This window comes from Streptomyces sp. CA-278952, assembly GCF_028747205.1.
GTDB lineage: Bacteria > Actinomycetota > Actinomycetes > Streptomycetales > Streptomycetaceae > Streptomyces.
This window is the reverse complement of record NZ_CP112880.1, coordinates 670409-694996: the sequence shown is the minus strand read 5'-3', so window position 1 is coordinate 694996 and position 24588 is coordinate 670409. Positions and strand designations below refer to the sequence as shown.

General features: G+C 71.6%; 22 protein-coding genes. 13 read left to right on the top strand and 9 right to left on the bottom strand.

The genetic code is table 11. The features are described 5' to 3' along the window. The first annotated feature begins 89 nt into the window (after nt 1–89). Together N7925_RS02955 and N7925_RS02950 are read left to right on the top strand one after the other, a co-directional pair. Nucleotides 90–2657, top strand: coding sequence for a glycoside hydrolase family 9 protein (locus tag N7925_RS02955; protein ID WP_274342928.1), 2568 nt, complete (start codon nt 90–92; stop codon nt 2655–2657). A 39-nt stretch (nt 2658–2696) separates the two neighbouring features. Beyond that, on the top strand, nt 2697–4079 hold the full coding sequence (locus tag N7925_RS02950) for a cellulase family glycosylhydrolase (protein ID WP_274342927.1): 1383 nt from the start codon (nt 2697–2699) through the stop codon (nt 4077–4079). Nucleotides 4080–4143: 64 nt separating this feature from the next. Here N7925_RS02950 and N7925_RS02945 read toward each other — a convergent pair whose 3' ends face one another. After that, the gene (locus N7925_RS02945) at nt 4144–5172 is read right to left on the bottom strand and encodes a LacI family DNA-binding transcriptional regulator (RefSeq protein ID WP_265597921.1); all 1029 of its coding nucleotides are present in this window, start codon (nt 5170–5172) and stop codon (nt 4144–4146) included. Nucleotides 5173–5311: 139 nt separating this feature from the next. On the opposite strand from N7925_RS02945, the gene N7925_RS02940 reads away from it, so the two are divergent. The 5 genes from N7925_RS02940 (at nt 5312) to N7925_RS02920 (ending at nt 12884) form a co-directional block, all read left to right on the top strand. Next, nucleotides 5312–6613 (top strand): ABC transporter substrate-binding protein, encoded by a 1302-nt coding sequence (locus N7925_RS02940; protein ID WP_274342926.1) that lies wholly within the window; start codon nt 5312–5314, stop codon nt 6611–6613. A gap of 33 nt (nt 6614–6646) precedes the next feature. Next, the gene (locus N7925_RS02935) at nt 6647–7582 is read left to right on the top strand and encodes a carbohydrate ABC transporter permease (RefSeq protein WP_274342925.1); all 936 of its coding nucleotides are present in this window, start codon (nt 6647–6649) and stop codon (nt 7580–7582) included. Further along, nucleotides 7579–8400: a carbohydrate ABC transporter permease gene (locus tag N7925_RS02930; protein WP_274342924.1), complete on the top strand. Its 822-nt coding sequence runs from the start codon at nt 7579–7581 to the stop codon at nt 8398–8400. The genes N7925_RS02935 and N7925_RS02930 overlap by 4 nt, the downstream gene beginning before the upstream one ends. Then, nucleotides 8397–10871, top strand: a complete 2475-nt coding sequence (locus tag N7925_RS02925; RefSeq protein ID WP_443032108.1) for a beta-glucosidase — start codon at nt 8397–8399, stop codon at nt 10869–10871. The genes N7925_RS02930 and N7925_RS02925 overlap by 4 nt, the downstream gene beginning before the upstream one ends. A gap of 384 nt (nt 10872–11255) precedes the next feature. Beyond that, nucleotides 11256–12884 (top strand): protein kinase domain-containing protein, encoded by a 1629-nt coding sequence (locus tag N7925_RS02920; RefSeq protein ID WP_274342923.1) that lies wholly within the window; start codon nt 11256–11258, stop codon nt 12882–12884. 90 nt (nt 12885–12974) lie between these two features. Here the strand turns inward: N7925_RS02920 and N7925_RS02915 are convergent, their stop codons facing one another. The 7 genes from N7925_RS02915 to N7925_RS02885 all read right to left on the bottom strand — a co-directional run bounded on the left by N7925_RS02915 (nt 12975) and on the right by N7925_RS02885 (nt 18193). Next, entirely contained in the window at nt 12975–13220 is a 246-nt protein-coding gene (locus N7925_RS02915; RefSeq protein ID WP_274342922.1) for a hypothetical protein, read from the bottom strand. A 71-nt stretch (nt 13221–13291) separates the two neighbouring features. Continuing rightward, nucleotides 13292–13696 (bottom strand): SHOCT domain-containing protein, encoded by a 405-nt coding sequence (locus tag N7925_RS02910; protein ID WP_274342921.1) that lies wholly within the window; start codon nt 13694–13696, stop codon nt 13292–13294. Nucleotides 13697–13800: 104 nt separating this feature from the next. Beyond that, a complete protein-coding gene (locus tag N7925_RS02905) occupies nt 13801–14301 on the bottom strand; it encodes a nucleotide triphosphate diphosphatase NUDT15 (protein WP_265597914.1) in 501 nt (166 codons plus the stop codon). Nucleotides 14302–14414: 113 nt separating this feature from the next. Then, complete coding sequence (locus N7925_RS02900) at nt 14415–15314, bottom strand: hypothetical protein (protein ID WP_274342920.1); 900 nt, start codon at nt 15312–15314, stop codon at nt 14415–14417. Then, the gene (locus N7925_RS02895; RefSeq protein ID WP_274342919.1) at nt 15311–16324 is read right to left on the bottom strand and encodes an SPFH domain-containing protein; all 1014 of its coding nucleotides are present in this window, start codon (nt 16322–16324) and stop codon (nt 15311–15313) included. Before N7925_RS02895 ends, N7925_RS02900 begins: the two co-directional genes overlap by 4 nt. Before the next feature lie 56 nt (nt 16325–16380). Further along, nucleotides 16381–17175, bottom strand: coding sequence for an SDR family oxidoreductase (locus N7925_RS02890; protein WP_274342918.1), 795 nt, complete (start codon nt 17173–17175; stop codon nt 16381–16383). Nucleotides 17176–17563: 388 nt separating this feature from the next. Next, nucleotides 17564–18193, bottom strand: coding sequence for a TetR/AcrR family transcriptional regulator (locus N7925_RS02885; RefSeq protein ID WP_274342917.1), 630 nt, complete (start codon nt 18191–18193; stop codon nt 17564–17566). Between the two features lie 160 nt (nt 18194–18353). Here N7925_RS02885 and N7925_RS02880 point away from each other — a divergent pair, with 160 nt between their 5' ends. Together N7925_RS02880 and N7925_RS02875 are read left to right on the top strand one after the other, a co-directional pair. After that, nucleotides 18354–19397: a phosphatase PAP2 family protein gene (locus N7925_RS02880; RefSeq protein WP_274342916.1), complete on the top strand. Its 1044-nt coding sequence runs from the start codon at nt 18354–18356 to the stop codon at nt 19395–19397. Then, nucleotides 19394–20368: a hypothetical protein gene (locus N7925_RS02875; protein ID WP_274342915.1), complete on the top strand. Its 975-nt coding sequence runs from the start codon at nt 19394–19396 to the stop codon at nt 20366–20368. Before N7925_RS02880 ends, N7925_RS02875 begins: the two co-directional genes overlap by 4 nt. On the opposite strand, the gene N7925_RS02870 is transcribed toward N7925_RS02875, so the two are convergent. Beyond that, nucleotides 20283–20777 (bottom strand): hypothetical protein, encoded by a 495-nt coding sequence (locus N7925_RS02870; RefSeq protein ID WP_274342914.1) that lies wholly within the window; start codon nt 20775–20777, stop codon nt 20283–20285. The two genes, N7925_RS02875 and N7925_RS02870, sit on opposite strands and share 86 nt — an antisense overlap. Before the next feature lie 361 nt (nt 20778–21138). Here N7925_RS02870 and N7925_RS02865 point away from each other — a divergent pair, with 361 nt between their 5' ends. The 4 genes from N7925_RS02865 to N7925_RS02850 all read left to right on the top strand — a co-directional run bounded on the left by N7925_RS02865 (nt 21139) and on the right by N7925_RS02850 (nt 24493). Further along, nucleotides 21139–22191, top strand: a complete 1053-nt coding sequence (locus tag N7925_RS02865; RefSeq protein WP_274342913.1) for a glucose 1-dehydrogenase — start codon at nt 21139–21141, stop codon at nt 22189–22191. Continuing rightward, nucleotides 22130–22480, top strand: a complete 351-nt coding sequence (locus N7925_RS02860; RefSeq protein ID WP_331618191.1) for a YetF domain-containing protein — start codon at nt 22130–22132, stop codon at nt 22478–22480. The genes N7925_RS02865 and N7925_RS02860 overlap by 62 nt, the downstream gene beginning before the upstream one ends. Nucleotides 22481–22489: 9 nt before the next feature. Beyond that, on the top strand, nt 22490–23002 hold the full coding sequence (locus N7925_RS02855) for a gluconokinase (protein WP_274342912.1): 513 nt from the start codon (nt 22490–22492) through the stop codon (nt 23000–23002). Between the two features lie 216 nt (nt 23003–23218). Further along, entirely contained in the window at nt 23219–24493 is a 1275-nt protein-coding gene (locus N7925_RS02850) for a cation:proton antiporter (RefSeq protein WP_265597904.1), read from the top strand. Nucleotides 24494–24588: the final 95 nt, after the last annotated feature.

Below are 24588 nucleotides of genomic sequence, written 5' to 3'. Positions count from 1 at the left end.
TCGCTCCCCGCCCGTCCCGTAGGCTCCGCCGACCGAACCGCACCAGAGGCGTCAGCCTGTTAGCCGGCCTCGCAGCCACCGCCGGGCTGTTGGCCGGCACCCTTGCGGCACCCGCCGGTGCGGCCCAACCCGTCAACGTAGCATCCGAGGCCCCCGAGCTCATCGTCAACGGGGACTTCTCCGCGGGCACCGCCCCCTGGTGGTCGACGGCCAACAGCCCCGTCGCCGTCTCGGACGGACGCCTCTGTGCCGACGTCCCCGGGGGCACGGTCAACGCGTGGGACGCCATCGTCGGGCAGAACGGGCTCGCCCTCACCGCCGGCGAGGCATACACCCTGAGCTACACGGCGACGTCCACCGTGCCGGTCGTCATCCGCACCAACGTGCAGATGGCGACCGAGCCGTGGACCACGGAGCTCTCCACCGCGCAGCTGGTCGGGACGACCGCCGAACGCGTCACGGAGACCTTCACGGCCGGAGCCGACCACGACGCGGCGCAGCTCGCCTTCCAGATCGGGGGCAGTGCCGAGGCCCTCACCTTCTGCGTCGACGACGTGTCGCTGCGCGGCGGGACCGCGCCGCCGCCGTACGAACCGGACACCGGATCCCCGGTCCGGGTCAACCAGGTCGGATACCTCACGCACGGCCCCAAGGCCGGCACCTTCGTCACCGACGGGACCGACCCGCTGCCCTGGACACTCGACTCGGCCGCCGGGACACGCGTGGCCGAGGGCACCACCACTCCGGCGGGCCTGGACACCGCATCGCGCCGGAACGTCCACACCTTCGACTTCAGTGCGGTGACGACCCCGGGGGAGGGGTACACCGTCACGGTCGCGGGGGAGGAGAGCGAGCCGTTCGCCATCGGCGACGACCTCTACGCGTCACTGCGCACCGACGCGCTCGCGTACTTCTACCACAACCGCAGCGGCATCGAGATCGACGCGGACATCGTGGGCGAGCAGTACGCACGGCCCGCCGGCCATGTCGGGGTGAGCCCCAATCAGGGCGACAACGACGTACCCTGCCAGCCGGGCGTGTGCTCCTACCGCCTCGACGCGGCGGGGGGCTGGTACGACGCCGGTGACCACGGCAAGTACGTGGTCAACGGCGGTATAGCGGTCGCCCAGTTGATGTCCGCGTTCGAGCGGACCCTGTACGAGGAGACCGCCGAAGCCGGGCCGCTCGGTGACGGCGCACTCCGGCTGCCCGAGCACGGGAACGCCACTCCGGACATCCTCGACGAGGCGCGCTGGGAGCTGGAGTTCCTCCTGCGGATGCAGGTGCCCGCAGGGGAGCCGCTCGCCGGTATGGCCCACCACAAACTGCACGACAAGGCGTGGACCGGACTGCCGCTCCGGCCGGACCGTGACCCCCAGCCCCGGGAGCTGCACCCGCCGACCACGGCGGCCACCCTCAACCTGGCGGCCACCGCGGCCCAGTGCGCCCGCCTCTTCCAGGTCTACGACGCGGACTTCGCCGCGCGGTGCCGGTCGGCCGCGCGGTCCGCGTGGACAGCGGCCAAGGACCATCCGGACATCCTCGCCGATCCGCAGGACGCCACGGGCGGCGGCGCCTACAACGACGACGACGTACGGGACGAGTTCTACTGGGCGGCGGCGGAGCTCTTTCTCACCACCGGTGAGGACGGCTACCGCCAGGAACTCCTCCGCTCCCCGTTGCACGGTGACACCGACGCGGTCTTCCCGCGCGGCGGCATGTCGTGGGGCTCGGTCGCCGGGCTCGGAGCCCTGAACCTCGCGAGTGTGCCGGGCAAGCTGTCCGCCGAGCAACTGGCCGCGGTGCGCGGCATGGTGACCGAAGCAGCCGACGGCTACGCGGCAGACTCGGCCGGGGCCGCCTACGGCCTTCCGTACGCCCCCGACGACGGGCACTACGTATGGGGCTCGAACAGCCAGGTCGCCAACAACATGGTCGTGCTGGGCTCCGCGCACGACCTGACCGGCAGGACCGCCTACCGTGACGCCGTACTGCGCGGACTCGACTACCTGCTGGGCCGCAACGCGCTGAACCAGTCCTATGTCACCGGGTACGGCGAGCGGGACTCGCGCAACCAGCACCACCGGTTCTGGGCGGACCAGCTCGACCCGTCCCTGCCGAATCCCGCACCGGGATCCCTGGCCGGCGGTCCGAACGCGTCCATCGAGGACCCGGTCGCGCAGGCCAAGCTGAAGGGCTGCGCACCGGCGATGTGCTACATCGACGACATCGAGTCCTGGGCCACGAACGAGATCACCATCAACTGGAACGCCCCGCTCGCGTGGGTCGCGTCCTACGTGGACGATCTGGGCGGCGGTGAGCCCGTGCGGACGCAGTGCGAGGTGACCTACACCTCGCAGCGCTGGAGCAACGGGTTCACCACCCACGTCGCGCTGAAGAACACCGGCGACCGCCCCGTCCAGCCCTGGCGGCTCGACTGGACGTTCGCCGACGAGCAGCGGGTGACCGACGCCTGGGGCGCCGACATCGGGCAGGCCGGGCCCCGGGTCACCGCCGAGGCTCTGAGCTGGAACGCCGCTCTTGCACCCGGCGGCACCGTGCGGTTCGGCTTCAACGGACTGCCCACCGGCCTCGTGCACGACCCCCAGGTCTTCAGGCTGAACGGCCAGGCCTGCGGAACGGCACCACGACGATGAGCGGCCGGCCCGCTCCTACCGTGCAAGAGGAGAATCGCTGTGAAACGCCTACTCGCTCTACTGGCCGCCTGTGCCATGGCCCTGGGCCTCACCGCCCTGTCCGGTCCCCAGGCGGCGGCTGCCGCCGGATGCAAGGTCGACTACACGGTCACCAGCCAGTGGCAGGGTGGTTTCCAGGCCGGAGTGAAGGTCACCAATCTGGGTGAGCCCGTCACCGGATGGACCCTGAAGTTCACGATGCCCGACGCGGGGCAGAAGCTCGTCCAGGGCTGGAACGCCACCTGGTCGCAGTCCGGTTCCGCGGTCTCCGCCGCCCCCGTCGACTGGAACCGCACCCTGGCCACCGGTGCGTCGGCCGATCTGGGGATGGTGGGGTCCTTCACGGGCGCCAACCCGAAACCCACGGCCTTCACACTGAACGGCGTCGCCTGTACGGGTTCCGTGGACGGCCCCCCGCCCGTCGACCCGCCCGTCCCGGGCACCGGCACCCCCGTAGATGTCAACGGCAAGCTTCACGTCTGCGGCGTGCACCTGTGCAACCAGTACGACCGTCCCGTACAGCTGCGGGGCATGAGCACCCACGGCATCCAGTGGTTCAGCAAGTGCTACAACGCCGCGTCCGTGGACGCACTGGCGCAGGACTGGAAGTCCGACCTGCTGCGCGTGGCCATGTACGTCCAGGAAGGCGGCTACGAGACCGACCCGGCGGGCTTCACCAGCCGGGTGAACGGCCTCGTCGACATGGCCGAGGCGCGTGGCATGTACGCCATGATCGACTTCCACACCCTGACGCCGGGTGATCCGAACCACAACCTCGACCGGGCCAAGACGTTCTTCGCGTCCGTCGCGGCCCGCAACGCCGACAAGAAGAACGTGATCTACGAGATCGCCAACGAACCCAACGGGGTGAGCTGGACGGCCATCAAGTCCTACGCCGAGCAGGTCATCCCGGTGATCCGGGCCGCGGACCCGGACGCCGTCATCATCGTCGGCACCCGCGGCTGGTCCTCACTGGGCGTCTCTGACGGGTCCAACGAGAGCGAGGTCGTCAACAACCCCGTCCGGGCGGACAACATCATGTACGCCTTCCACTTCTACGCCGCCAGTCACAAGGACTCCTACCGCGCCGCGTTGAGCCGCGCGGCCTCCCAGCTGCCGCTGTTCGTCACCGAGTTCGGCACGGTGAGCGCCACCGGTGGGGGAGCGATGGACCGGGCGAGCACGACGGCCTGGCTGGACCTGCTCGACCAGCTGAAGATCGGCTACGCGAACTGGACCTACTCCGACGCGAACGAGAGCAGCGCGGCCTTCAGGCCGGGCACCTGCGACGGAGGTGACTACAGCAGCAGCGGTGTGCTGACCGAATCGGGGGCGCTCCTCAAGAGTCGCATCAGCACCCCCGACTCCTTCCCCACCGGCTGACCCGTCCGGCCGGCCGATCGAACAGGGGGCGGGGCTCCGGCCGACCGGAGCCCCGCCCGCGACCTCATGGGCGGGGCGGCGCCGTGCTCTTGCGGACGACCAGGCTCGTGGCCAGCTCCAGCCGCGTGGACACCGGTTCCTGGGCCCGTAGCCGCATCAGCATCTGCGCGGCCTCCTCCGCCATCTGGAGCAGCGGCTGGTGGACCGTGGTCAGGGCCGGGCTGGCCCAGCGGGCGATCGACACGTCGTCGTAGCCGACCACCGAGAGGTCGTGGGGGACGCGGAGGCCGTGCACCCGTGCCGCTTCGAGTACGCCGAGCGCCTGGAGGTCGCTGCCCGCGAAGATCGCGGTGGGCCGCCCGGGGCCGGACAGCATCTCGGTGGCGCGGTCGTATCCGCCCTCCACGTGGAAGTCGCCGAACAGGATGAGTCCGGGGTCCACCTCCAGCCCTGCCATGGTCATCGCCGACCGGTAGCCGTCCAGCCGGGCGCGGGAGCAGAGCATGTCCTCGGGTCCGGTGATGACGCCGATGCGCCGGTGGCCGTACTCGATGAGATGGCGGGTGGCGGCCAGTCCGCCATTCCAGTTGGCCGAGCCGACCGAGGGAACGTCGGGGTCGGGGTCGCCCGCGGGGTCGATGATGACGAACGGGATGGAACGCGCCCTGAGCTGCTGCTTCACTTCGCTGGGCAGCGTGGAGAAGACGAGGACGACACCGAGCGGCCGACGCTGGAGCATGGCCTCCATCCAGTCGGGGCCGGGCGAGTGACGGGTTCCGCTTTCGGTGAGGACGACCCCGGCGCCGTGGGCCTTGGCGACGTTCTCCACTCCCCGGATCAGCTCCATCGCCCAGATGCTCTCCAGCTCGTGGAACACGATCTCGATGAGGGGCGCCTCGCCGGCCGACCGAGGCGTGCGTCGGTACGCATGGGTCTCCAGCAGGCGTTCCACCTTGACCCTCGTGGAGGTCGCCACGTCCTGCCGTCCGTTGAGGACCTTCGAAACTGTCGAAATGGAGACGCCGGCCCGTTCGGCCACTTGAGCCAGGGTGATGCGGCCCATCTTCTCGTCATCGCGCATGGCGAGGAGCATAAAGCACGGGACAACTGCCGCCCAGGCGTAACGCTTTGATAACGCCGCGACCGAGGGTTGACCCCCCACATGAGGAGTTCTAGCGTCCCGACTCAGGAAGTTTCGGAAACTCTCCGAAAAAGTTTCGAAAGGTGTGCCGATGAAGCGACGCGCACGGTCCTCGCGGACCCCAGTCGTCGGTGGTGCCGTGCTGGCCCTGGTGCTGTCCCTGTCCGGATGCGGCGAGGACTCCGACGCGGCCGGCGACGACACCATCCACGTCCTGGTCTACGGGGACGCGGCGAACAAGGTGGAGAAGGAGATCGTTGCCACCTTCAACAAGACGTCGGAGGTGAAGGCCGTCCTGGACACGATCCCTGGCGCCGACTACCAGGCGAAGCTGCAGACGATCATCAACAGCAAGCAGGCGCCGGACGTCTTCTTCAACTGGGGCGGCGGCAGTATCAAGCCGTTCGTCGACGCAGACCTGCTGCTCCCGCTGGACTCCTTCATCGCCAAGGACCCGGACCTCAAGGCGAAGTTCCTGCCGTCCGTGTTCAACAGCGCGGTCGTCGACGGCACGTCCTACGGGATCCCCATGCGCGGGACGCAGCCCGTGCTGTTGTTCAACAACGGCAAGGTCCTCGAGAAGGCGGGCGTCGCACCACCGAAGACGTGGGGCGACCTGTTGGCGGCGGTCAAGGCGCTGAAGGCCGATGGCGTCACTCCGATCGCGCTGGGCGGCGGCGACCGGTGGCCGACGCTGATGTGGTTCGAGTACCTGTACGACCGCATCGCCGGCCCGGAGCTCTTCCAGAAGGCCCTGGACGGCGACCGGGAAGCCTGGGCGAGTCCGGACAGCCGGAAGGCGCTGAGCATGATCAAGGAACTGGTGGACGCCGGAGCCTTCGGCACCAACTACGACTCGGTGAAGTTCACCGACCAGGGTTCCCCCACGCTCCTGGCGACCGGCAGAGCGGGCTTCGAGCTGATGGGCTCGTGGGCGTACTCGACGCACCAGGACTCCCACCCCGAGTTCGCGAAGAGCGACCTCGGATACAGCGCCTTCCCCTCCGTCGCGGGCGGCAAGGGCGAGCAGGCGAACGTCGTCGGCAACACCAACAACTTCTACTCCGTGGTGAAGAAGACGAAGCACCCGCAGGCCGTCGCCGAGTTCCTGAAGCTCATGTACTCGGACCGGTTCGTCAAGGCGCAGCTCGCCATCGGCAACCTGCCGACCACGACGAACACCGAAGGCTTCCTGGACACCGCCGCCAGCCCCGGGTTCGCGAGATTCCAGTACGACATGGTCAAGGCGGCCCCGGCGTTCCAGCTCTCCTGGGACCAGGCGTACCCCCAGTCGGCCGCCGTCACGATGTACCAGTCCCTCCAGCAGTTCTTCAACGGCTCGATGGACGAGGACGCCTTCATCAAGGCCATGCAAGCGCTGCCGACCTCGTGAGCCCACGGAAATCCGGCCCCGGGAACACATGACATGACCACAACCCCATCCCCCTCCGCGGACGGCGACACGGTCAGGAGAGCCGGCTCGTCCGGCATCGGAGCGGGCCGCCCGGGATTCCTCTGGGCGGCCCCCGCCGCCGTCTTCTTCGGCCTCTTCGCCATCGTCCCGCTCATCATGGTCGCCGTACTCTCCTTCGCCAGCTGGGACGGACTGAGCGACCCGGAATTCGCCGGTCTCGACAACTGGAAGACGCTCCTCGACGACCCCGTCATGATCAAGAGCCTCTGGCTGAGCGTCCTGCTCACCGTGCTCGGCGTCGCCGTCCAGACCCCGCTGAGCATCCTGCTCGGCGTCTGGGCGGCGGGGCACCAGCGCAACCGGGCCGTCCTGTCCGCCATCTACTTCGTCCCCATGCTGCTGTCCGTGGCGGCCGTGTCCGTGCTGTGGCGCGCCGTCCTCGACCCCAACCTCGGTGTCCCCGCGCAAGCCACCTGGCTGTTCGGCGACGGCAACCTGTTCGGGACGCAGGCCACCGCGATCGGCGTCCTGGTCTTCGTCAGCACCTGGCAGTTCACCCCCCTGCACACGCTGATCTACCAGGGCGCGGCGCGCGCGGTGCCGCAGGTCCTCTACCAGGCGGCGCAGATCGACGGCGCGGGCACGGTGCGGCAGTTCTTCCACATCACGCTGCCGCAGCTGCGCAACGCGATCATCACCTCGATGATCCTCATGGTGGTCGGCGGACTCACGACCTTCGACACCGTGCTCATCCTGACCCAGGGCGGACCGGGGAGCGACACCACCATCAGCGCGTACTACATGTACCAGAAGGCGTTCAAGAGCTTCGACTACGGAGCGGCGTCCACCATCGCCCTTCTCCTGGTCCTCGTCTCCACGGTCATCTCGCTGATCGTGGTGCGGCTCTCGGGCTACGACAGGATGCGCAGCACCATGGAGGGACTGTGAGGAAGAGCCGTCCTAACTACTTCGCCGGTTTCGGCTCGCTGGTCTGGCTCCTCGTGGTCGGGCTGCCGCTGTACGTGATGCTCGTCGCCACCTTCCAGTCGCGCTCCGACTACGCGGCGAACGGCCCGCTGTCCCTCCCCGAGCACTTCACGCTCGACAACTACGTCGACGACCTCAACAGCGGCTTCGCGCAGTACTTCCTCAACACCGTCATCGTCACCGTGTGCGTGGTGGGCATCGTCGTCCTGCTCGTCCCGCCGCTGGCGTACACCATTGTCAGGAGCCGGGGCCGCGCCACCACCACGATCTTCCGGCTGTTCCTCCTGGGCCTGGCGATCCCCTCGCAGGCGGTCATCGTCCCGATGTTCTTCGTCATCAGCGAGGCCGGTCTCTACGACAACCTCATCGGCGTCATCCTGCCGACGGCGGCCTTCGCCATGCCGGTGTGCGCCCTGATCCTGACGGGGGTGATGCGGGACATCACCCCCGATCTGTACGAGGCCATGACGATGGACGGCGCCTCGTCCCGGAGGGTCTTCTTCCAGCTGGTGCTGCCGCTGTCCCGGAGCGGGGTATCGACGATCGTCGTCTTCTCCGCGCTCCAGGCGTGGAACGGCTTCCTCTTCCCCCTCGTACTGACGCAGTCGGCGGAGACCAAGGTGATCACCCTGGGGCTCTACGACTTCCAGACGGAACACGGAGTCAACACCCCGGGCCTGCTCGCCGCGGTCGTCCTGTCCATGCTCCCCATCCTGATCGTCTATCTGTTCGCACGTCGTGCCCTGGTGCAAGGGCTGATGGGAGTGGGAGGAAAGTGACCGCCAACACCGAGAACGCCGGCATGCGGACACCCGCCGGGGTCACCGACCCCGGGGGGCCGGTGTCCGGCCCCCCGGTCCGCCTCGCCGGGCCCTGGCAGGATCCCGCCCTCGCCCCCGAGGCCAGGGCCGACGCCCTCATCGCCGCCATGACCCTCCAGGAGAAGGTCTCCCAGCTCTTCGGCGTCTGGGTGGGCGCGTCCGACGAGGGCGGCGAAGTCGCGCCGTTCCAGCACGACATGGAGGAGGCCGTCGCCCTCGACGATCTTCTTCCGCACGGGCTCGGCCAGCTGACCCGCCCGTTCGGAACGGCCCCGGTCGACCCGGCCCTGGGCGCCCTCTCGCTGGCGCGCACCCAGGAGCGCATCGCCGGGGCGAACCGATTCGGCATACCGGCGCTCGCCCATGAGGAATGCCTTGCGGGCTTCGCCACCTGGGGCGCGACCGCCTACCCGGTGCCGCTGTCCTGGGGCGCCACCTTCCATCCGGAGCTGATCCGTGAGATGGCCGCCGCGATCGGCCGCGACATGCGCTCCGTCGGCGTGCACCAGGGGCTCGCCCCCGTCCTCGACGTCGTACGCGACGCACGCTGGGGCCGGGTCGAGGAGACGATCGGGGAAGACCCGTACCTGGTGGGGACCGTCGCCACCGCCTACGTACGGGGACTGGAGTCGGCCGGGATCGTCGCCACGCTCAAGCACTTCGCCGGGTACTCCGCCTCACGGGCGGGCCGCAACCTCGCTCCCGTCGGCATGGGCGCGCGGGAACGCGCCGACACCATCCTGCCCCCGTTCGAGATGGCCGTACGCGAAAGCGGCGTACGGTCCGTCATGCACGCCTACACCGACACCGACGGCATCCCCTCCGCGGCCGACGGACCGCTGCTGACCGGTCTGCTCCGTGACACCTGGGGCTTCGACGGGACCGTCGTCGCCGACTACTTCGGCATCGCGTTCCTCAAGACGCTGCACGGGGTGGCGGGGACCTTCGGGGAAGCGGCGGCCGCCGCACTCGGCGCGGGGGTGGACGTGGAGCTGCCGACCGTCAAGGCGTTCGGCAGCCCGCTCACCGACGCGATCGCCGAGGGCCTCGTACCTGAGGCGCTGGTGGACCGTGCGGTACGCCGAGTCCTGGTCCAGAAAGCACGGTTGGGGCTGCTCGACGCGGGCTGGAAGCCGGTGCCGCCGGTGCTCGCCGCGGCCACGGGTGCGGACGGCTCCGCGGACGGGAACCCGGAGGCGCTGCGCGGGACCGTCCGTCTCGACACCGACGAGAACCGCGCGATCGCCCGCCGCGTCGCCGAACAGGCCGTCGTACTCCTGCGCAACGACGGCACCCTGCCTCTGGCGGCTGACACGCCGGGCGGAGCCCCTGCCCGCATCGCGCTCATCGGACCCAACGCCGAAACCCCGACGGCCGTCCTCGGCTGCTACGCCTTTCCCGTCCACGTCGGAGGACTGCACCCCGGGACCCCGCTCGGCATCGAACTGCCCACCCTGCGCGAGGCGTGCGCGGCGGAGTTCCCCCACAGCGAGATCGTCACCGCGCGCGGCGCGGACATCGACGGCCCGGACACCGGCGGGTTCGGCGAGGCGGCCGAACTGGCCAGGAGCGCCGACCTCGTGATCGTCGCACTCGGCGACCGGGCCGGTCTCTTCGGGCGCGGCACGAGCGGGGAGGGCTGCGACGCGGAGAACCTGGCGCTTCCCGGTGTCCAGCAGCACCTGCTCGACACTCTCCTCGACACGGGCACTCCCGTCGTCGTCATCCTGCTCGCCGGGCGCCCCTATGCCCTCGGGCGGGCGGCGGACGAGGCAGCCGCGGTCGTGCAGTCGTTCTTCCCCGGCGAGGAGGGAACGAGGGCCGTCGCCTCGGTGCTCAGCGGTCGCACCGCGCCGTCCGGCCGGCTGCCCGTCAGCGTGCCGAGCCACCCGGGTTCCCAGCCCTCCACATATCTGGCGGCGCGGCTGGGCCACGTGAGCGAGGTGTCCAGTGTCGACCCGACTCCCGCGTTCGGGTTCGGGCACGGTCTGACGTATACCGCCTTCGAGTGGAGCGACCTCGTCGTGGAGCACGGACGGGCCTCTACGGACGGGGAGTTCACGCTCTCGTGCACCGTCCGTAACACCGGTGCGCGGGAGGGGACCGAAGTGATCCAGGTGTATCTGCACGACCCGGTCGCCTCCGTGGTCCAGCCCGTGCGGCGCCTCATCGGGTACGTACGCCTCGATCTGGGTCCGGGGCGGGCGGCCAGGGTGCGGATGACGGTCCCGGCGGACCTCGCGTCCTTCACGGGCCGCGACGGCGACCGGATCGTCGAGCCCGGCGATCTCGAACTGCGGCTGAGCGCGTCGAGCACGGACACGCGCCTCACGGCCCGGGTCACGGTGACCGGGCCGGTACGAGCGGTCGACCACACCCGCCGCCTGCACATGAGCACCGCGACGGAGATCCTCACGGAAGGCCCGTAGTCCTGCGCACACGAGGGGAAGGACCTTCGCGGGTGGCCGTCCCACCCGCGAGGGTCCCTCCCACGGGGGATGACCCGCACGGCGGCGCACGCCGAGCGGCAGTGAAGGGGGGAAGCGCCCATGCCGCCCGAGCCGGGACGGCCGGTGATCCGTCAGGGGCCGACCTGCTTCTGGTCACCGGATCGGGCAGCGGCCGTTCATCTCCTCACGCCGTCGAACCCCCGGTCGGCAACCCGCACCGCCGCGGCCCCTTTGAGGCAACCGTCAGACCTGCAGCCTCAACTAGACCAAAAACGAGGCCACTTAGCGTGTAATGGGTGACGATGCAGAGCAGCCGGGGCGCGACCCGGCCACCGCGGAGAAATCGAGAGGGGCGGCCGGGGTATGCGCTGGTCGGGGGCGGAGACGGTACGTCCGGGGGAGCGCATCGGGCAGTTCACGGTGCTCGCGGAGTTGGCGAGCGGTGGGATGGGACGGGTGTATCTGGCCCGGTCGCCGGCGGGTCGTACGGTCGCGCTGAAGACGCTGCTCACGGACAGCGCGAGTGACCGCAGGCGGTTCGTCCGGGAGGTCGAGTGCGCTCGGCGGGTGCGCGGGGTCTACACGGCGAGCGTGGTGGACGCCGATCCCGAGGCCCAAGTGCCCTGGATGGCTCAGGAGTACGTACCCGCGCCTTCACTGAAGGACCTGGTCGAGGAGTGCGGCACACTGGGACCGGACGCCCTGCACTGGGTGGCCGCCGGCATGGCCGAGGCGGTCGCCTCCCTGCACGCGGCGGGTCTTGTGCACCGGGACGTCAAGCCGTCGAACGTGCTCCTGCCCGTCGAGGGGCCGCGCCTGATCGACTTCGGCATCTCGCAGGCGCACGACCTCACCCGTACCCAGTCGGCGCTCGGCACCGTGGCCTACGCCGCGCCGGAGCAGGCGCGCGGGGAGCCGACGTCCGAGGCGTCGGACATGTTCTCCTTGGGTGCGACGCTGTTCTACCTCGCGGTGGGCCGGCCCCCTTACCGGGACATCGAGCAGATCTCGGCGATGGAACTGCTGGTACGCGCGGCCACGGGAGACGTCGACACCTCCGGCCTGCCACCTGCCCTGGCCCCCTTGGTGCTGCCCTGCCTCGACCTCGACCCGCGCTCCCGCCCCGCCCCGGACGAGCTCATCGCCTACTGCGCCGACCACCTCGGCGGCAGCCCGGGGGCGCACGGCGGCGGGGGCCTGCTGGACTCCCGCTGGACCGACGCCGTCGAACGGCACCGGGCCGAGCGCACCGATGCCCTGCGCCACGCGATCCGCCGCGTCGACGCCTCCGCGGAGCTCTCGACCGCGCGGCACCGCGCCGGACCGGATGAGCCGACCCGTCCCGTCGGCTCTCCGCCCGCCACCGCGCGCCTCACCGGAAAGCCGGACGTCGAAGCACCCTCGGAGGTGCCGCGGCGACGGCGGCGGTCCCTGGCCGCACTGGCCGTGGCCGGACTGCTGGTGGCGGGAGTGCTGCTCTGGCAGCCGTGGGATGGCAAGGGAGGGGCCGAGGCGGCGGGCGTTCCCGACGAGCCGGTGCGGTTCCTCGAAGTGGAGAGCGAGCAGCCCGGCGCCTGCCCCGCCCCGGACGACACCGCCGCCTCCGACCCCTTCACCACGCCGCGGCCGGCCGTGCCGGAGGGCCGGGGCTTCACCTCGGACGACCGTGAACTGTGTGTGGTCGTCTCCACCGCGACCGGCTTGACGGTGGACAGGTTCGAGAAGGTGACGGTTTTCGAGGACGAGGCGCAGGAGGGGTGGGCGGTGCGGGTGGTGTTCCAGGACGACGACGCCGAGAAGTTCGCCGAGCTGACCGGCGCGGTCACCGGCCGCACTCCGCCCGCCAACGCGCTGGCCATCGTCCAGGGCGAGAACCGTCTCCTCGCCAGGGTCGCCGTCCTCGGCCGTCTCGCGGGCGGCGACGCGGTCATCGCGACGAAGCTTGGCCACAACGAGGCACGCTTCCTCGCCAATGTGCTCGGGGCGGCGTAGCGGGGTATCGGTCGGGGTCCCGACGCGCGGCGGGACGGCATGCTCCGTCCACTGGAAAGTGGGCGTGGACCACGCGGGACCGACCGCGGGTCACGGCTGGGTGTGGAATGTCGTGATCAGGCAGGGAGACACCGGCACGGCGGTGGCCGCGGCCGCCTGCGCCACGGAGATCGCGCTGGAAGGGGGCGTGCCCTGCGGCTGCGGCGAGGACCGGCCGACCAGACAGAGCAGGCTGACCACGGCCACCAGGAGCACGAGCAGACCGCGCAGCGCGACGGTGGCCGCCGCGGAGGTCGTCGCTCGCCTCATGTACGCCTGCTCTTCCTCGAAGATCACCCCACGATAGAACACGCGAGCAGGGCTCCGGCCCTCGGCCTCGGGCGAGGGCCGGAGCCCGGAGCCCTGCCTCAGGCGAGCAGCTTCGCCTTCGCCCGCTCGTACTCCTCGGGGTTGAGCGCGCCCTTGTCCTTGAGCTCGGCGAGTTTCGCCAGGTCCTTCACATGGTCGCTGCCGCCGGATCCGCCCTGGCTCGTCGCGGCTTCGCGCACGTAGTTGCGGAACGCCGCCTCCGAGTCCTTGGCCAGCTTCTCGTCGCGTTCGTGCATGCTGCGACCGCGGGCGATCAGGTAGATCAGTACGCCCAGGTACGGCAGCAGGATGACGAGGACCAGCCAGCCCGCCTTGGCCCAGCCGTTCAGCGAGTGGTCCCGGAAGAGGTCGGTGACGACCTTGAACAGCAGGAAGAACCACATGACCCAGAGGAACAGGTACAGCATGGTCAGAAAGACGTCCAGGAGCGGGTAATCGTCCATGGGCCTACTCCCTATCGTACGGATGGTCCCCTATTCATACAGTGGGTCCGATTAGTTCGCATCTGTGGTTACGGGGGAGGCCTGCGAGCGGCGAGGGCGATGCGTCAGGCGCGGTTCTCGTCCGGGGCGATGCGCAGCACATGCGCGGGCGGGTGGGTGATGCCCAGCTCCGGTCGCCAGACGGCGAGGATCTGCGCCGACGGGTCGAACAGCGGGGTCGGCAGGTCCTCGGGCGCGGTCCACCGCCAGGCGCTGATCAGGTGCGGTTCGGTCACCTCGGGGACGCCGGAGGCGAGCCGCACGACGGCCGCCATGCTGATGCGGTTGATCCCGCCGATCACGTCGTGGACCATCGCGACGACGTCCACGGCTGCCTCGTCGACGACCAGGCCCGTCTCCTCGCGCAGCTCCCGGGCGGCCGCGGCGGCGATCGACTCGTGCGTCGCGTCGACCTTCCCGCCCGGCAGCTCCCACGTACCGCTGTGGTGCCGGCCCAGCAGCACGCGTCCCCGGCCGTCCTCGACGATCACGCCGACCCCGAGGGCCGCCTGCGCGGTGGGCGGGCGGGTGTTGCGGGCGGGCTCGGTGACAGGGTCGGCTGACATGGTGCTGGTTCTCCGCTCTCCGGTGCCGGGTCCGGACCACCGTAGCGAAGCGGCACGGGCGGCCGGGGCGGCGATGGCCCGGGCGCCCGGGGCGGCGGCGGTGGCGGGTGCGCTCAGGTCACCAGGCGCAGCGACCTCTCCGCGATGCCGAGCCGTACGCTCTGCCCCCAGGTCAGCTCCAGGGCGTCGGACTCCATTCCGTCCCCGAAGACCACGACCCGGTCCGACTCCACGGTCAGCCGCAGCCCCTGCCCGCGCCCCAGCTCGCCCGCCACCCTGGACGTCCCGGTCGCCGGGGAGGGCCAGGCCTCGCGGACGAACCACAGGAGGCGCGCGTCGCAGGGCGCGGGCAGCGGCAGGGTGCCGCCGCGCTCCAGCCACAGCGAGCGGAGCCACCCGGTGGCTCCCGTGCCGGTGCCGACCAGCACCCCGGAGGAGGCCTGCGCTTCCCCGGGGGCGCTCTCGCCGTCGGGGCCCAGGCGGTAGCGGGCCGTCTGGTGGCCGGGCGGTCCGAGGTAGATCTCGTTCAGGGCGAGGAGGCGCTGCGTGTCGTCGGCGACGGCCTCGACCATGGTCAGCTCCTCGGCGCTCCCTCCGGCGGCGGTCGCGGCGCGCAGCAGGGCGGCCGCGTCGGCGTGGCGGTGGCGGACCAGGACGCCGGGGTTGCGCCCCGGGTCGGTGTCGATGCCCACCACCGGCTGTCCGGACAGGTACTTCGCGGTGTTGGCGACCAGCCCGTCCTGGCCGACGACGACCACCACGTCCTCCGGGGCGAACAGGAAGCGGTCCAGGTCCGCCCGCTCCACCCGGGAGCTGCGCCAGGTGAGCGGCACCGCCGCCGCGACCTCGCGCAGCGCCCGCCGGGTGTCCTCGTGGCGGCGGGCCACCTCGTCGATCGAGCGCCCCCGGCTGGACAGGAAGAACGCGGCCTGCCCGTGCGTCCCGTGCCGGGCGAGCAGCTCCTCGTACTCCGTCCGCCGGTGGACGAGCACCGCCCGGGGCGCCAGGCTCACGCGCCCGCCCCGCCTTCCGGACGCCCGAGCTTGGCGAGCAGCCCGGTGAGCACGTCGGGGGAGAGGGTGATGCTCTCGACGCGCGGCAGGTTCTCCGCGAGCCGGGTCGCCGCCAGGGCGTGCAGCGTGGCCGGATCGGCATCGCCGTGCACCCGCAGCCAGGAGGCCTGGGCCTCGGCCCGCGCCGCGCCCGTCTCGCGCGCCGCCTCGGCCTCCGCGCGGGCCAGGCGTACCTTGCGGGCCGCCTCCGCCTCGGTCCGTACGCCGTCGGCCGCGGCCTTCTCCTCGGCCTCGCGGCGGGCGTTGGTGCCGCGCTGGTCGACCAGCTGCTCCTCGCGCCGGGCCAGTTCGATCTGGCTGGCCAGCTCGTTCTCGGCGATGGTGCGTTCGCGCTCGACGGCCACGGCCCGCCGTTCGTAGGTGGCCCGGTCCGCCTCCTGCTGGATCTGCTCGCGGGCCGGGGTGCGCAGGGCGCGCTCGACTTCGGCCTCGGGGCGGATCGCGACGACGCGCACGGCCACCACGTCGATGCCGGTGGCCGGGAGGCGGGGCTCGGCGGTGAGACCGGTGGCGACCCGTTCGCGTACGGAGGCGACGCCGTCGACCAGGGCCGCCGCGAGCGGCGTGCGGGCCAGTACGTCCAGCGTGTGCTGCTGCGCGGTCTCGGTGAGGAGGGTGGCGATCTGTTCCAGCGGTGCGCCGCGCCAGCTCCCGGTGTCCGGGTCCACGGAGAAGTCGAGCCGGTTCGCAGCCTCGGCCGGATCGCTGATCCGGTAGGTGACGGTGGCCTGCACGGTGACGTCCTGGAAGTCGGCCGTACGGGCGTGGAACGCCATGGCCAGCTCCCGGTCGTCGACCGGCACTTCGGAGAGCGCCGCCGACAAGGACCGGTACCAGAAGCTGAGCCCCTGGCCGTCGTGGGTGAGCCGACCGCGGTGGTGGTGGCGGATGTGGGCGGTGGGCGCGGAGCGCAGGTGGCGCCAGCCGAAGCGCCGGGTGATGTCGGCCATGATGGGGACCCCCTCGATTTCGTCAGTACGACGATAAGGGATGGGAGTGAATAGAGTCAAGGTGACGAAAAGGGGGGCGTGGTCCGGTGGGGCGCATGCCTGGCCGGGATCTCGCCGCCGCCGTGGACGGCGAGATCGGCGCCGTTGACGTACGAGGAGAGGTCGCAGGCCAGCCAGAGGCAGGCCCGCGCCACGTCGTCCGGTTCCGCCAGTCGTCCCATCGGGACGATGCCCGCCATCGCGGCCCCGTCGTCGTCGCCGTACAGCGCGGTGGCGTTCTCGGTGCGGATGAGGCCCGCGGTGATGTGGTTGACCCGGACCCGCGGCGCCCATTCGAGGGCCAGCGCCCGGGTCAGCCCGAGCAGGCCCGCCTTGGCCGCGGAGTAGGCGGCGGTGCCCGGCTGCGGGTCGTGGGCCGAGACGCTGCCGATGTTGATCACGCCCCCGCCGTCCGGCTGCTCCCGCATCACCAGGTTCGCCGCCTGGGCCGTGTAGAAGGGGGCGAGGAGATTGAGCGCGACCACCTTCTCGACGAAGCGCGGCGATACGGTCGCCGCGTCGGCTTCGGGGGAGCCGCCGGCGTTGTTCACGAGGACGTCCAGCCGGCCGAACCGCTCGACGGTCGCGGTGACGAGGTCCGCGGCCTCCGTGGGGTCCCGCAGGTCCGCGACCCGGAACGAGGCCTCGCGCCCGCCCGTCGACGGCAGGGTCGCCGGCGTGGAGCGGCCGCAGACCATGACGTCCGCACCGCTCGCGAGGAAGGCCCTCGCCAGCGCGGCCCCCAGGCCCCTGGTGCCGCCGGTGACCAGCACCGCTCGTCCGGTGAAGTCCATCGCGCGGGACTGATCCATGGTCCGCCCTCACTTCTGGCTCCGGGGTCCCGTCTTCTGGGGCCTGGCCTTCCGAGTCCCGCCTTCTGAGGCCTGGCCTTCCGGGTCCCGGTTTCTGGAGTCAGGCGTTCCGGGGTCCCGCCTGCCGGAGTCCCGCCTTCCGGGGCCCTGCCGGGGAATCACCCCGCCCCTGCGGCTGCCCCTTCCAGAATCTACCAAGCGCTTGTTAGAGGATCCAGGGGATGGACGGTCCGGGTAATAGGGGCGGGCCGTGAAGAGGCGCGGACACACGGGCGGCCGGTGGCCTCCGCAGAGGTCACCGGCCGCCCGGGCGGTGCGCCGCCCCCGTCCCCACGGTGCGGCGCGGGTGGACCGCCGCCCATCCGCTGGGGCGGGCGGTCCACGTCTGTCAGGACTCCGGCGCTCCCGCCGTGAGTCCGAGACTCGGAAGGATCGCCATCTCGACGAACCGGGTCAGATACGCCGCGTCGGCGTAACGCCCCTCCAGCAGCGGCCGGGCGCGCATCACGCCGAGCAGCTGGGCCGCGACGAACTCGGCCCCCGGAAGGTCCGCCGGGATCTCGCCGCGCTCCCGGCCCCGCCGGACCATCGTGTCGATCGCCGCGATCTCCGGCAGGATCAGCGCCTCGCGCAGCGCGCACAGCAGCTCGGGGCTCTGGAGCGCCGCATGGCTGAGAGCGTGCATCAGCGGGGTGTCGCTCCCCGAAGCCTCGCCGATCGTCCGCGCGGCCTCCAGCAGGTCCCCGGCCAGCGTCCCGGTGTCGATGTTCGGGAGCCGCATCCGCCGGGTGCCGTGCAGTGCGGCCACGACCAGCTCCGGCTTGGAGCCCCACTGCCGGTACAGCGTCGACTTGCCGCACCGCGTGCGCGAGGCCACGCCCTCCATCGTCAGCGACTCGTAACCGCTCTCCCGCAACAGCTCCAACACCGCCCCGTAGAGCTCCTGTGCCCGCTCCGGTGTGATCTTCGACCGGCGGGACGTGAGGGCTGACTCCTGTGCGGAATCGGGCGACGGCATGGGCTGTACCTCCTGCGGCGGTGCGGTGAGGTTCTCGATACGCCAGTGTACCGATACGCACGTGTACCGATACGTCGGCGTATCGGTACACTGGCGTATCGATACGGCGTGGAGTTCACCGGGCCGTCCTGACACCGCTTCGCATCCAAGGGGGCACCGGGTGACCTACGCCCGCACCGAGCCCACGGACCAGGAGCCGGACATACGTGCCCGACCGCCCCTCGTCCGCGAGTTCTTTCTCGTGGCCGGACTCTTCCTGGCCTACAAGTTCGGCCGCAGGGCCGCCAACGGTCATGTCGAGGAGGCGTTCCGCAACGCGGGGAACGTATGGGACCTTGAACGTGCCCTGCACCTTCCCGGCGAGGGCGCGGTCCAGGGGCTGCTGCTGCACAGCCAGCCCCTGATCCACGCGGCGAACACCTACTACGCCGCCGTGCACTTTCCGGCCACGGCCCTCTTCCTGGTCTGGCTCTACTGGTGCCGCCCCCGCCACTACGTCCGGTCGCGCCGCGTTCTCGCCGCGCTCACCGCCGCCGCCCTGGTCCTGCACCTGCTCTTCCCGCTGGCCCCGCCCCGGATGCTGCCGGTCGCCGGACTCGTCGACACCGGCCAGGTCTACGGGCCGACGGTGTACGGACAGACGCCCGCGACCGACACGATGGCGAACCAGTTCGCCGCGATGCCCTCGTTGCACGTCGGCTGGGCCGTGATGGTCGCCGTCGGCCTGATCGGCGCCACCCGTTCCCGGTGGCGCCGGCTGTGGCTGCTGCACCCGGCGCTGACGCTGCTCGTCGTCGTGGGCACGGCGAACCACTACTGGCTCGACGCGATCGTCGTCGGGGCGATGGTCGCCCTCGCCCTCGCCGTCTTCCGGTTGCCGCTGTCCGCCCGGACCGCCCGGACTGCCCCCGCGCGGCTGCCCCGGCCGGCTCCGTGGGGCAGTGGGGAAGGGTCTCCCGTGCCGGCGTACGCGGATGGCGCGGCGTCCAGGGTCTTCGCGTCGGCTGTCCCGGCGGGGTCTGCGGGGCCTGCCGCCGTCCCCGAGGTCTTCGCGTCGGCCGTCCCGGCGGGGTCCGCGGGGTCCGTCACCGTGCCCGGGACCTTCGCGGCGGCCGGTCCGCCGCCGTCCTTCGGAGCCGCCGGGCCCGCGAGCGGCGCGGATGCCGGATCACAGGCGCCCGCCCGGGCCGGAGCCGCCCGATGAACGCCACGCTGCTCGCCGTCGCGCTCTCCCTGGTCTCGGCCGGCGCCTACGCGGCCGCCGCCGTGGCGCAGTCCCGGCTCGCCGCCCGCACCGACCCGTCCACCGGACTCCTCCGCCTGCTGGGCCGGGGCGCCTGGTGGTCGGCGGTCGGCCTCAACGCCGCGGGTGCGCTGCTGCACGTCGCCGCGCTCAACTACGGCCCGCTCACCCTGGTCCAGCCGCTGGGCGCGCTCACCCTCGTCGTCGCCGTCCCGCTCGGGGCGCGCGCCGCCGGACGCCGGGTCGGCCGCGTCGAATGGCGGGGCACGGCCCTGACCCTGCTCGGCCTCGGCGCGCTGCTCCTGACCGCGGGCGGCTCCGCGCCCCATGAGACCCTCAGCCTTCCCGAGGCGCTCGGCGTCGGCACGGCGACCATGGCGGTCGTCGCCGGACTCAGCCGGCCCGGGGCCCGCCCGGGGCTGCGGCACGCGGCGGCCTCCGGGATCACCTCCGGGGTCGCCTCCGCGCTCACCCAGACCCTCACCGTCGCGGTCACCGACCACTCCGGCGGCCCGCTGTTCAGCTGGCGGCTGCTGACGGTGGCGCTGCTCGTGTCGGCCTTCGCGATGGGCGGCCTGCTGCTCTCCCAGACCGCGTACCGGGGCGGGCTCGGCGCCCCGCTCGCGGTGGTCACCCTCGCCAACCCGGTCGCCGCCGCCGCTATCGGTCTGGCTCTGCTCGGCGAGCGCCTCCAGGGCGGACCGGTCAGTCTCGTGCTCGCGCTCCTCGGCACGGCGGCTGCCGTGCGCGGGGTGATCCTCCTCAGCCGGGCCCAGGCGCGGAACACGGACCCGGCCACCCCGCCCGAGGCCCCTGTCCCGGGTGACCAGGTCCCCTCCAGGGTCGTCATCGGCAGCCCCCGGCGCGCGGACCCCTCACTCCCGGCGGGCGTCCCGGAACCCGCACCCGTACCCGCGCACGCGAGCGGCTGACCGGCCGAGCGGGGGCGACGGGCAGGGCAAGCCGGGCATCCCGCTCGCCGAGCCCGCGGTAGAGCGCCAGTCCCGGCGCGCTGGTGACGCCGTGGACGACGGTGCCGGCCACGACGACCAGGGCCCCCGCCGCCAGGACAGTCGGGTCGACGCCGAGCCGGTGGGCCTCCAGGGTCAGGGAGAACAGCGCCGAGACGCCGATGGGCCCGAACCAGAGAACTCGTGCAGTAGCTCGTGCCCCTCCAGCACGGTGGGCAGGTCGACGACCCCCCAGCACCTCGGGGCCGAAAGCGATCCCCGTCACCAGGGCCAGGAGCGGCGCGCTCAGAGGCGCACGCTGAACCCACCGGGAGAGGGCGGCGACGACGAGGGCCAACGAACCGACCACGGTCAGCAGAACATCGAGCATGACGGAGCGGCTTACCGATCTCCGGCTGGTGGGATGTCCTTCTGGCGGCCTGGTACCTCCAACGGCCGAGCCCCGCGCCGGTGGCCGGGTGATCGGGTGTCCTGCCACCAGGCCGGGCCTGGGCAGCGGCTCACTCTTCCACGGTCTCGGCCGTGCGGAGCCGTTTCTCCGAGCGCGTCAGGAGGCTTATCGGTCGACCGGGCAGGTATACGTATCACCGTGCGTTCCGCTCGGCGTCCTCGACGCAGTCGGGCCCGGACGGCCCACCTGGCGCCGGGCAGGACGGCCCCGCCCCACTCCGCGGCTGCCGTCGCCTGCCGCCAGCCGATACCGGTACGACCATGAGAGAGGCGGCACACCCGTGCGCGCACTGACCGTGAAACCTGGCCGGCAGAACAGCCTCGACGTGCGGGAGCTGCCGGACCCGTCCCCGGCCGACGGAGAACTGCTGGTACGCGGCCTCGCCATGGGTGTCTGCGGGACGGACCGCGAGATCACCGGAGGCCAGTACGGAAGGGCGCCGTCCGGTCGGGACTGGCTGATCCTCGGTCACGAGTCGCTCGGCAGGGTCGAGCGGGCCCCGTCGGGCAGCGGCTTCTCGACCGGTGACCTGGTGGCCGGGGTGGTGCGCCGGCCCGACCCCGTGCCCTGCGGTGCCTGCGCCCGGCAGGAGTTCGACATGTGCCGCAACGGACGCTACACCGAACGCGGAATCAAGGAGCTCGACGGCTTCGGCGCCCAGGCGTGGTGTGTGGAGCCCGACTACGCCGTGCGGTTGGAACCCCACCTGGCAAGCGTCGGCGTACTCATGGAGCCCACCTCGGTCGTGGCGAAGGCCTGGGAGCAGGTGGACCGGGTCGGGGGGCGCTCCTGGTTCGAGCCGCGTCGGGTCCTCGTCACCGGGGCGGGACCGATCGGACTGCTGGCAGCCCTCCTCGGCGTCCAGCGGGGGCTGGAGGTGCACGTCCTGGACCGCGTGAACGACGGCCCAAAACCCTCGCTGGTCCGCGATCTCGGCGCCGCCTACCACTCCGACGACGCGGAGCGGGTGATCGACGACGTCTGCCCGGACGTCATCATCGAAGCGACCGGAGCCAGCACCCTGGTCTTCGCCTCGCTGACCGGAACCGCCTCGTACGGGGTGGTGTGCCTGACCGGTGTCTCGCCCGCCGGCCGTCGCATCTCCGCGGACGCCGGCGCCATCAACCGGGACATGGTGCTGCAGAACGACGCCGTGGTGGGCTCCGTCAACGCCAACCAGCGCCACTTCCGGCAGGCCGCCGCCGCTCTGGCGAGGGCGGACAGGAGCTGGCTGGAACGGCTGATCACCAGGCGCGTCCCCCTCGAACGCGCTGCCGAGGCGCTGGAGTCCCGGCCGGACGACGTCAAGGTGGTCATCGACCTGGAGGGGTGAGCGCCCGGCCAGGGCCGAACCGACCCTGCTGCTGTGCGACGGCCGCATGCTGCACGACGCGATGCGACGCCGGCGGGCCACGGTGGACGAAGTGCGCCAGGCGGTCCGTACGCAGGGGACCGGAGGGCTGGAGCTGGTGCACGCGGTGGTGCTGGAGACGGACGGCACCTCCAGCCTGATCCGCCACTCCCAGCGCGGCTCCGGGAGCGCCTTGGCCAACGCGGACCGGGCGCAGGCCCGCGACGATGTCGCCGACCGTCCCTCGGTCCCGCGGACCGCGCCGCGTTAGCCTGATGCGATGGCGCAGAACGAGAACGTCCCGTTGGTTGTGGTGATGGGCGTGTCAGGGTCCGGCAAGACGACGGTGGGCCAGTCCCTGGCGGCGTCGCTGGGCGTGCTGTTCGCTGAGGCCGACGATTTCCACCCCCCGGAGAACGTGGCCAAGATGCGTGCGGGGACCGCCCTCAGTGATGAGGACCGGCGTCCCTGGCTCGACGTCATCGCCGGGTGGCTCCGGGAGCACACCTCTGACGGAGGAGTCATCACCTGCTCGGCCCTGAAGCGGTCCTACCGCGACCGCCTCGTCTCGGCGGCACCACAGGTCTTCTTCGTCCACCTGGACGGCCCCGCCGAGCTCATCGCCGAGCGCATGGCTGCCCGGCGAGGACACTTCATGCCCGTCGAGCTCCTCCGGTCCCAACTGGACGCGCTGGAGCCGCTCACCGACGAAGAGCGGGGAGCGATCGTTCCCATCACCGGCACGGTGGAGGAGACGACGCACTCCGCGCTCGCCGCCGTCCGCGACCGCTGACGCTCCCGCCCTCGGGGCCTGTCGACCACCACGGCGCGCCGCCGGGGGAGGCGGTCAGGCCCTGCGCACATCCGGACGCCGACATCCGTACCGGGGCCGCACGGGTGACCGGCGTTTCGACGGGCAGACGTTCCAGGTCGAGTCCTCTCCAACCGGGCAGAGTGACCGACCGGGGCCGACGCCGGTTCGGTCGATCGACAGCGGGGAGCGCGTCAGGTGGTCTTGGTCATCGTCTTCGGAGTGGCGCTCCTGGTGGCCGTGCTGCTGTCCGGGCTCGCCGCCCGGTCGGTGCTCTCCACATCGCTGCTGTTCCTGGTGGGCGGCGCGCTCGTCAGCGACGGCTTCCTCGGTCTGATCCACATCACCCCGGACAGCGACATCGTCAGGGTCACCGCCGACCTGGCGCTCTTCGCGGTGCTGTTCACCGACGGCATGCACGTCTCCTTCCCCGCGCTGCGACAGGCGTGGCGCAACCCCGCCCGCGCCCTCGGCCTCGGTCTGCCGCTGGCTTTCATCGGCGTCGCCCTGCTGGCCCACTTCCTCGTCGGCCTCGACTGGACGACCTCCTTCCTCGTCGGCGCCGTGCTGGCGCCGACCGACCCCGTTTTCGCCTCGGCCATCGTGGGCCGGGAAGAGGTCCCCGCCCGGCTACGGCAACTGCTCAACATCGAAAGCGGCGTCAACGACGGGCTGGCCCTGCCGTTCGTCCTCATCTTCATCGCGGCCGCCGCACCCACCGGCCATGCCGAGGACGCCGGCTTCGTCTCGATCGGCGGTGAACTCCTGCTCGGACTGGTCTTCGGGGTGACCCTGCCGCTGCTGGTGCACTGGCTCGTCCGGTTCCGTCTGCTGGGCGCGGAACCCAGGCTCCAGCCCCTGTTGCCGCTGGCGGTCGCGGTCATCCTGTACGCGGCCTGCCACCTCACCCACGCCAACCCGTATCTGGCCGCCTTCTCCGCGGGCGCGGTGATCGTCGCCGTCGCACCCGAGGCCAGGACCGCCTTCGAGCCGCTGGGCGAAGCCCTCGCCGAGCTGGCGAAGTTCGCGGCACTCCTGGTCTTCGGAGCTCTGCTGACCCCGCAGCTCTTCGGCGAGTTGCCGATCGGCGGCTACGCGGTGGCGGTCCTGGCCATCTTCCTCATCCGTCCGGCCTCGCTGCTGCTGTCCCTGGTGGGCACCGACTTCGACCGCAAGGAGAAGCTCACGGCGGCCTGGTTCGGCCCCAAGGGCTTCGCCTCCGTGGTCTACGGGTTGCTGGTGCTCCAGGCGGGCATCCCCCAGGGCGAGGAGGCGTTCACCCTGATCGCCGTCACCATCGCCTTCTCCATCGTGGCCCACAGCAGTACGGACGTCCCGATCGCGCGGCTCTTCGACGTCGAGAAACTGGTCGGTATTCCCGACGACGACAAGAGACCGCGGCGACGGGCGCCCTCCCGTGGCGTGGACAGCGGGACGCCCAGCGACCAGGGGACCGAGGGCCGACCCGGCTGAGATCCGGCGAACCCGGCTCCACCCGCCCGGCTCCACCCGCCTGGTTCCAGCCTCCCGCCCCCGCTTCACGGACGTACGGAGGCCAGGGTGAGGCC

Bases quoted from the DNA above. Each gene is read 5' to 3' on its own strand.
- N7925_RS02945 (WP_265597921.1), bottom strand. From the start codon at position 5,172: ATGCTCCTCGCCATGCGCGATGACGAGAAGATGGGCCGCATCACCCTG.
- N7925_RS02940 (WP_274342926.1), top strand. From the start codon at position 5,312: ATGAAGCGACGCGCACGGTCCTCGCGGACCCCAGTCGTCGGTGGTGCC.
- N7925_RS02935 (WP_274342925.1), top strand. From the start codon at position 6,647: ATGACCACAACCCCATCCCCCTCCGCGGACGGCGACACGGTCAGGAGA.
- N7925_RS02920 (WP_274342923.1), top strand. From the start codon at position 11,256: ATGCGCTGGTCGGGGGCGGAGACGGTACGTCCGGGGGAGCGCATCGGG.
- N7925_RS02910 (WP_274342921.1), bottom strand. From the start codon at position 13,696: ATGGACGATTACCCGCTCCTGGACGTCTTTCTGACCATGCTGTACCTG.
- N7925_RS02905 (WP_265597914.1), bottom strand. From the start codon at position 14,301: ATGTCAGCCGACCCTGTCACCGAGCCCGCCCGCAACACCCGCCCGCCC.
- N7925_RS02895 (WP_274342919.1), bottom strand. From the start codon at position 16,324: ATGGCCGACATCACCCGGCGCTTCGGCTGGCGCCACCTGCGCTCCGCG.
- N7925_RS02890 (WP_274342918.1), bottom strand. From the start codon at position 17,175: ATGGATCAGTCCCGCGCGATGGACTTCACCGGACGAGCGGTGCTGGTC.
- N7925_RS02885 (WP_274342917.1), bottom strand. From the start codon at position 18,193: ATGCCGTCGCCCGATTCCGCACAGGAGTCAGCCCTCACGTCCCGCCGG.
- N7925_RS02875 (WP_274342915.1), top strand. From the start codon at position 19,394: ATGAACGCCACGCTGCTCGCCGTCGCGCTCTCCCTGGTCTCGGCCGGC.
- N7925_RS02870 (WP_274342914.1), bottom strand. From the start codon at position 20,777: ATGCTCGATGTTCTGCTGACCGTGGTCGGTTCGTTGGCCCTCGTCGTC.
- N7925_RS02855 (WP_274342912.1), top strand. From the start codon at position 22,490: ATGGCGCAGAACGAGAACGTCCCGTTGGTTGTGGTGATGGGCGTGTCA.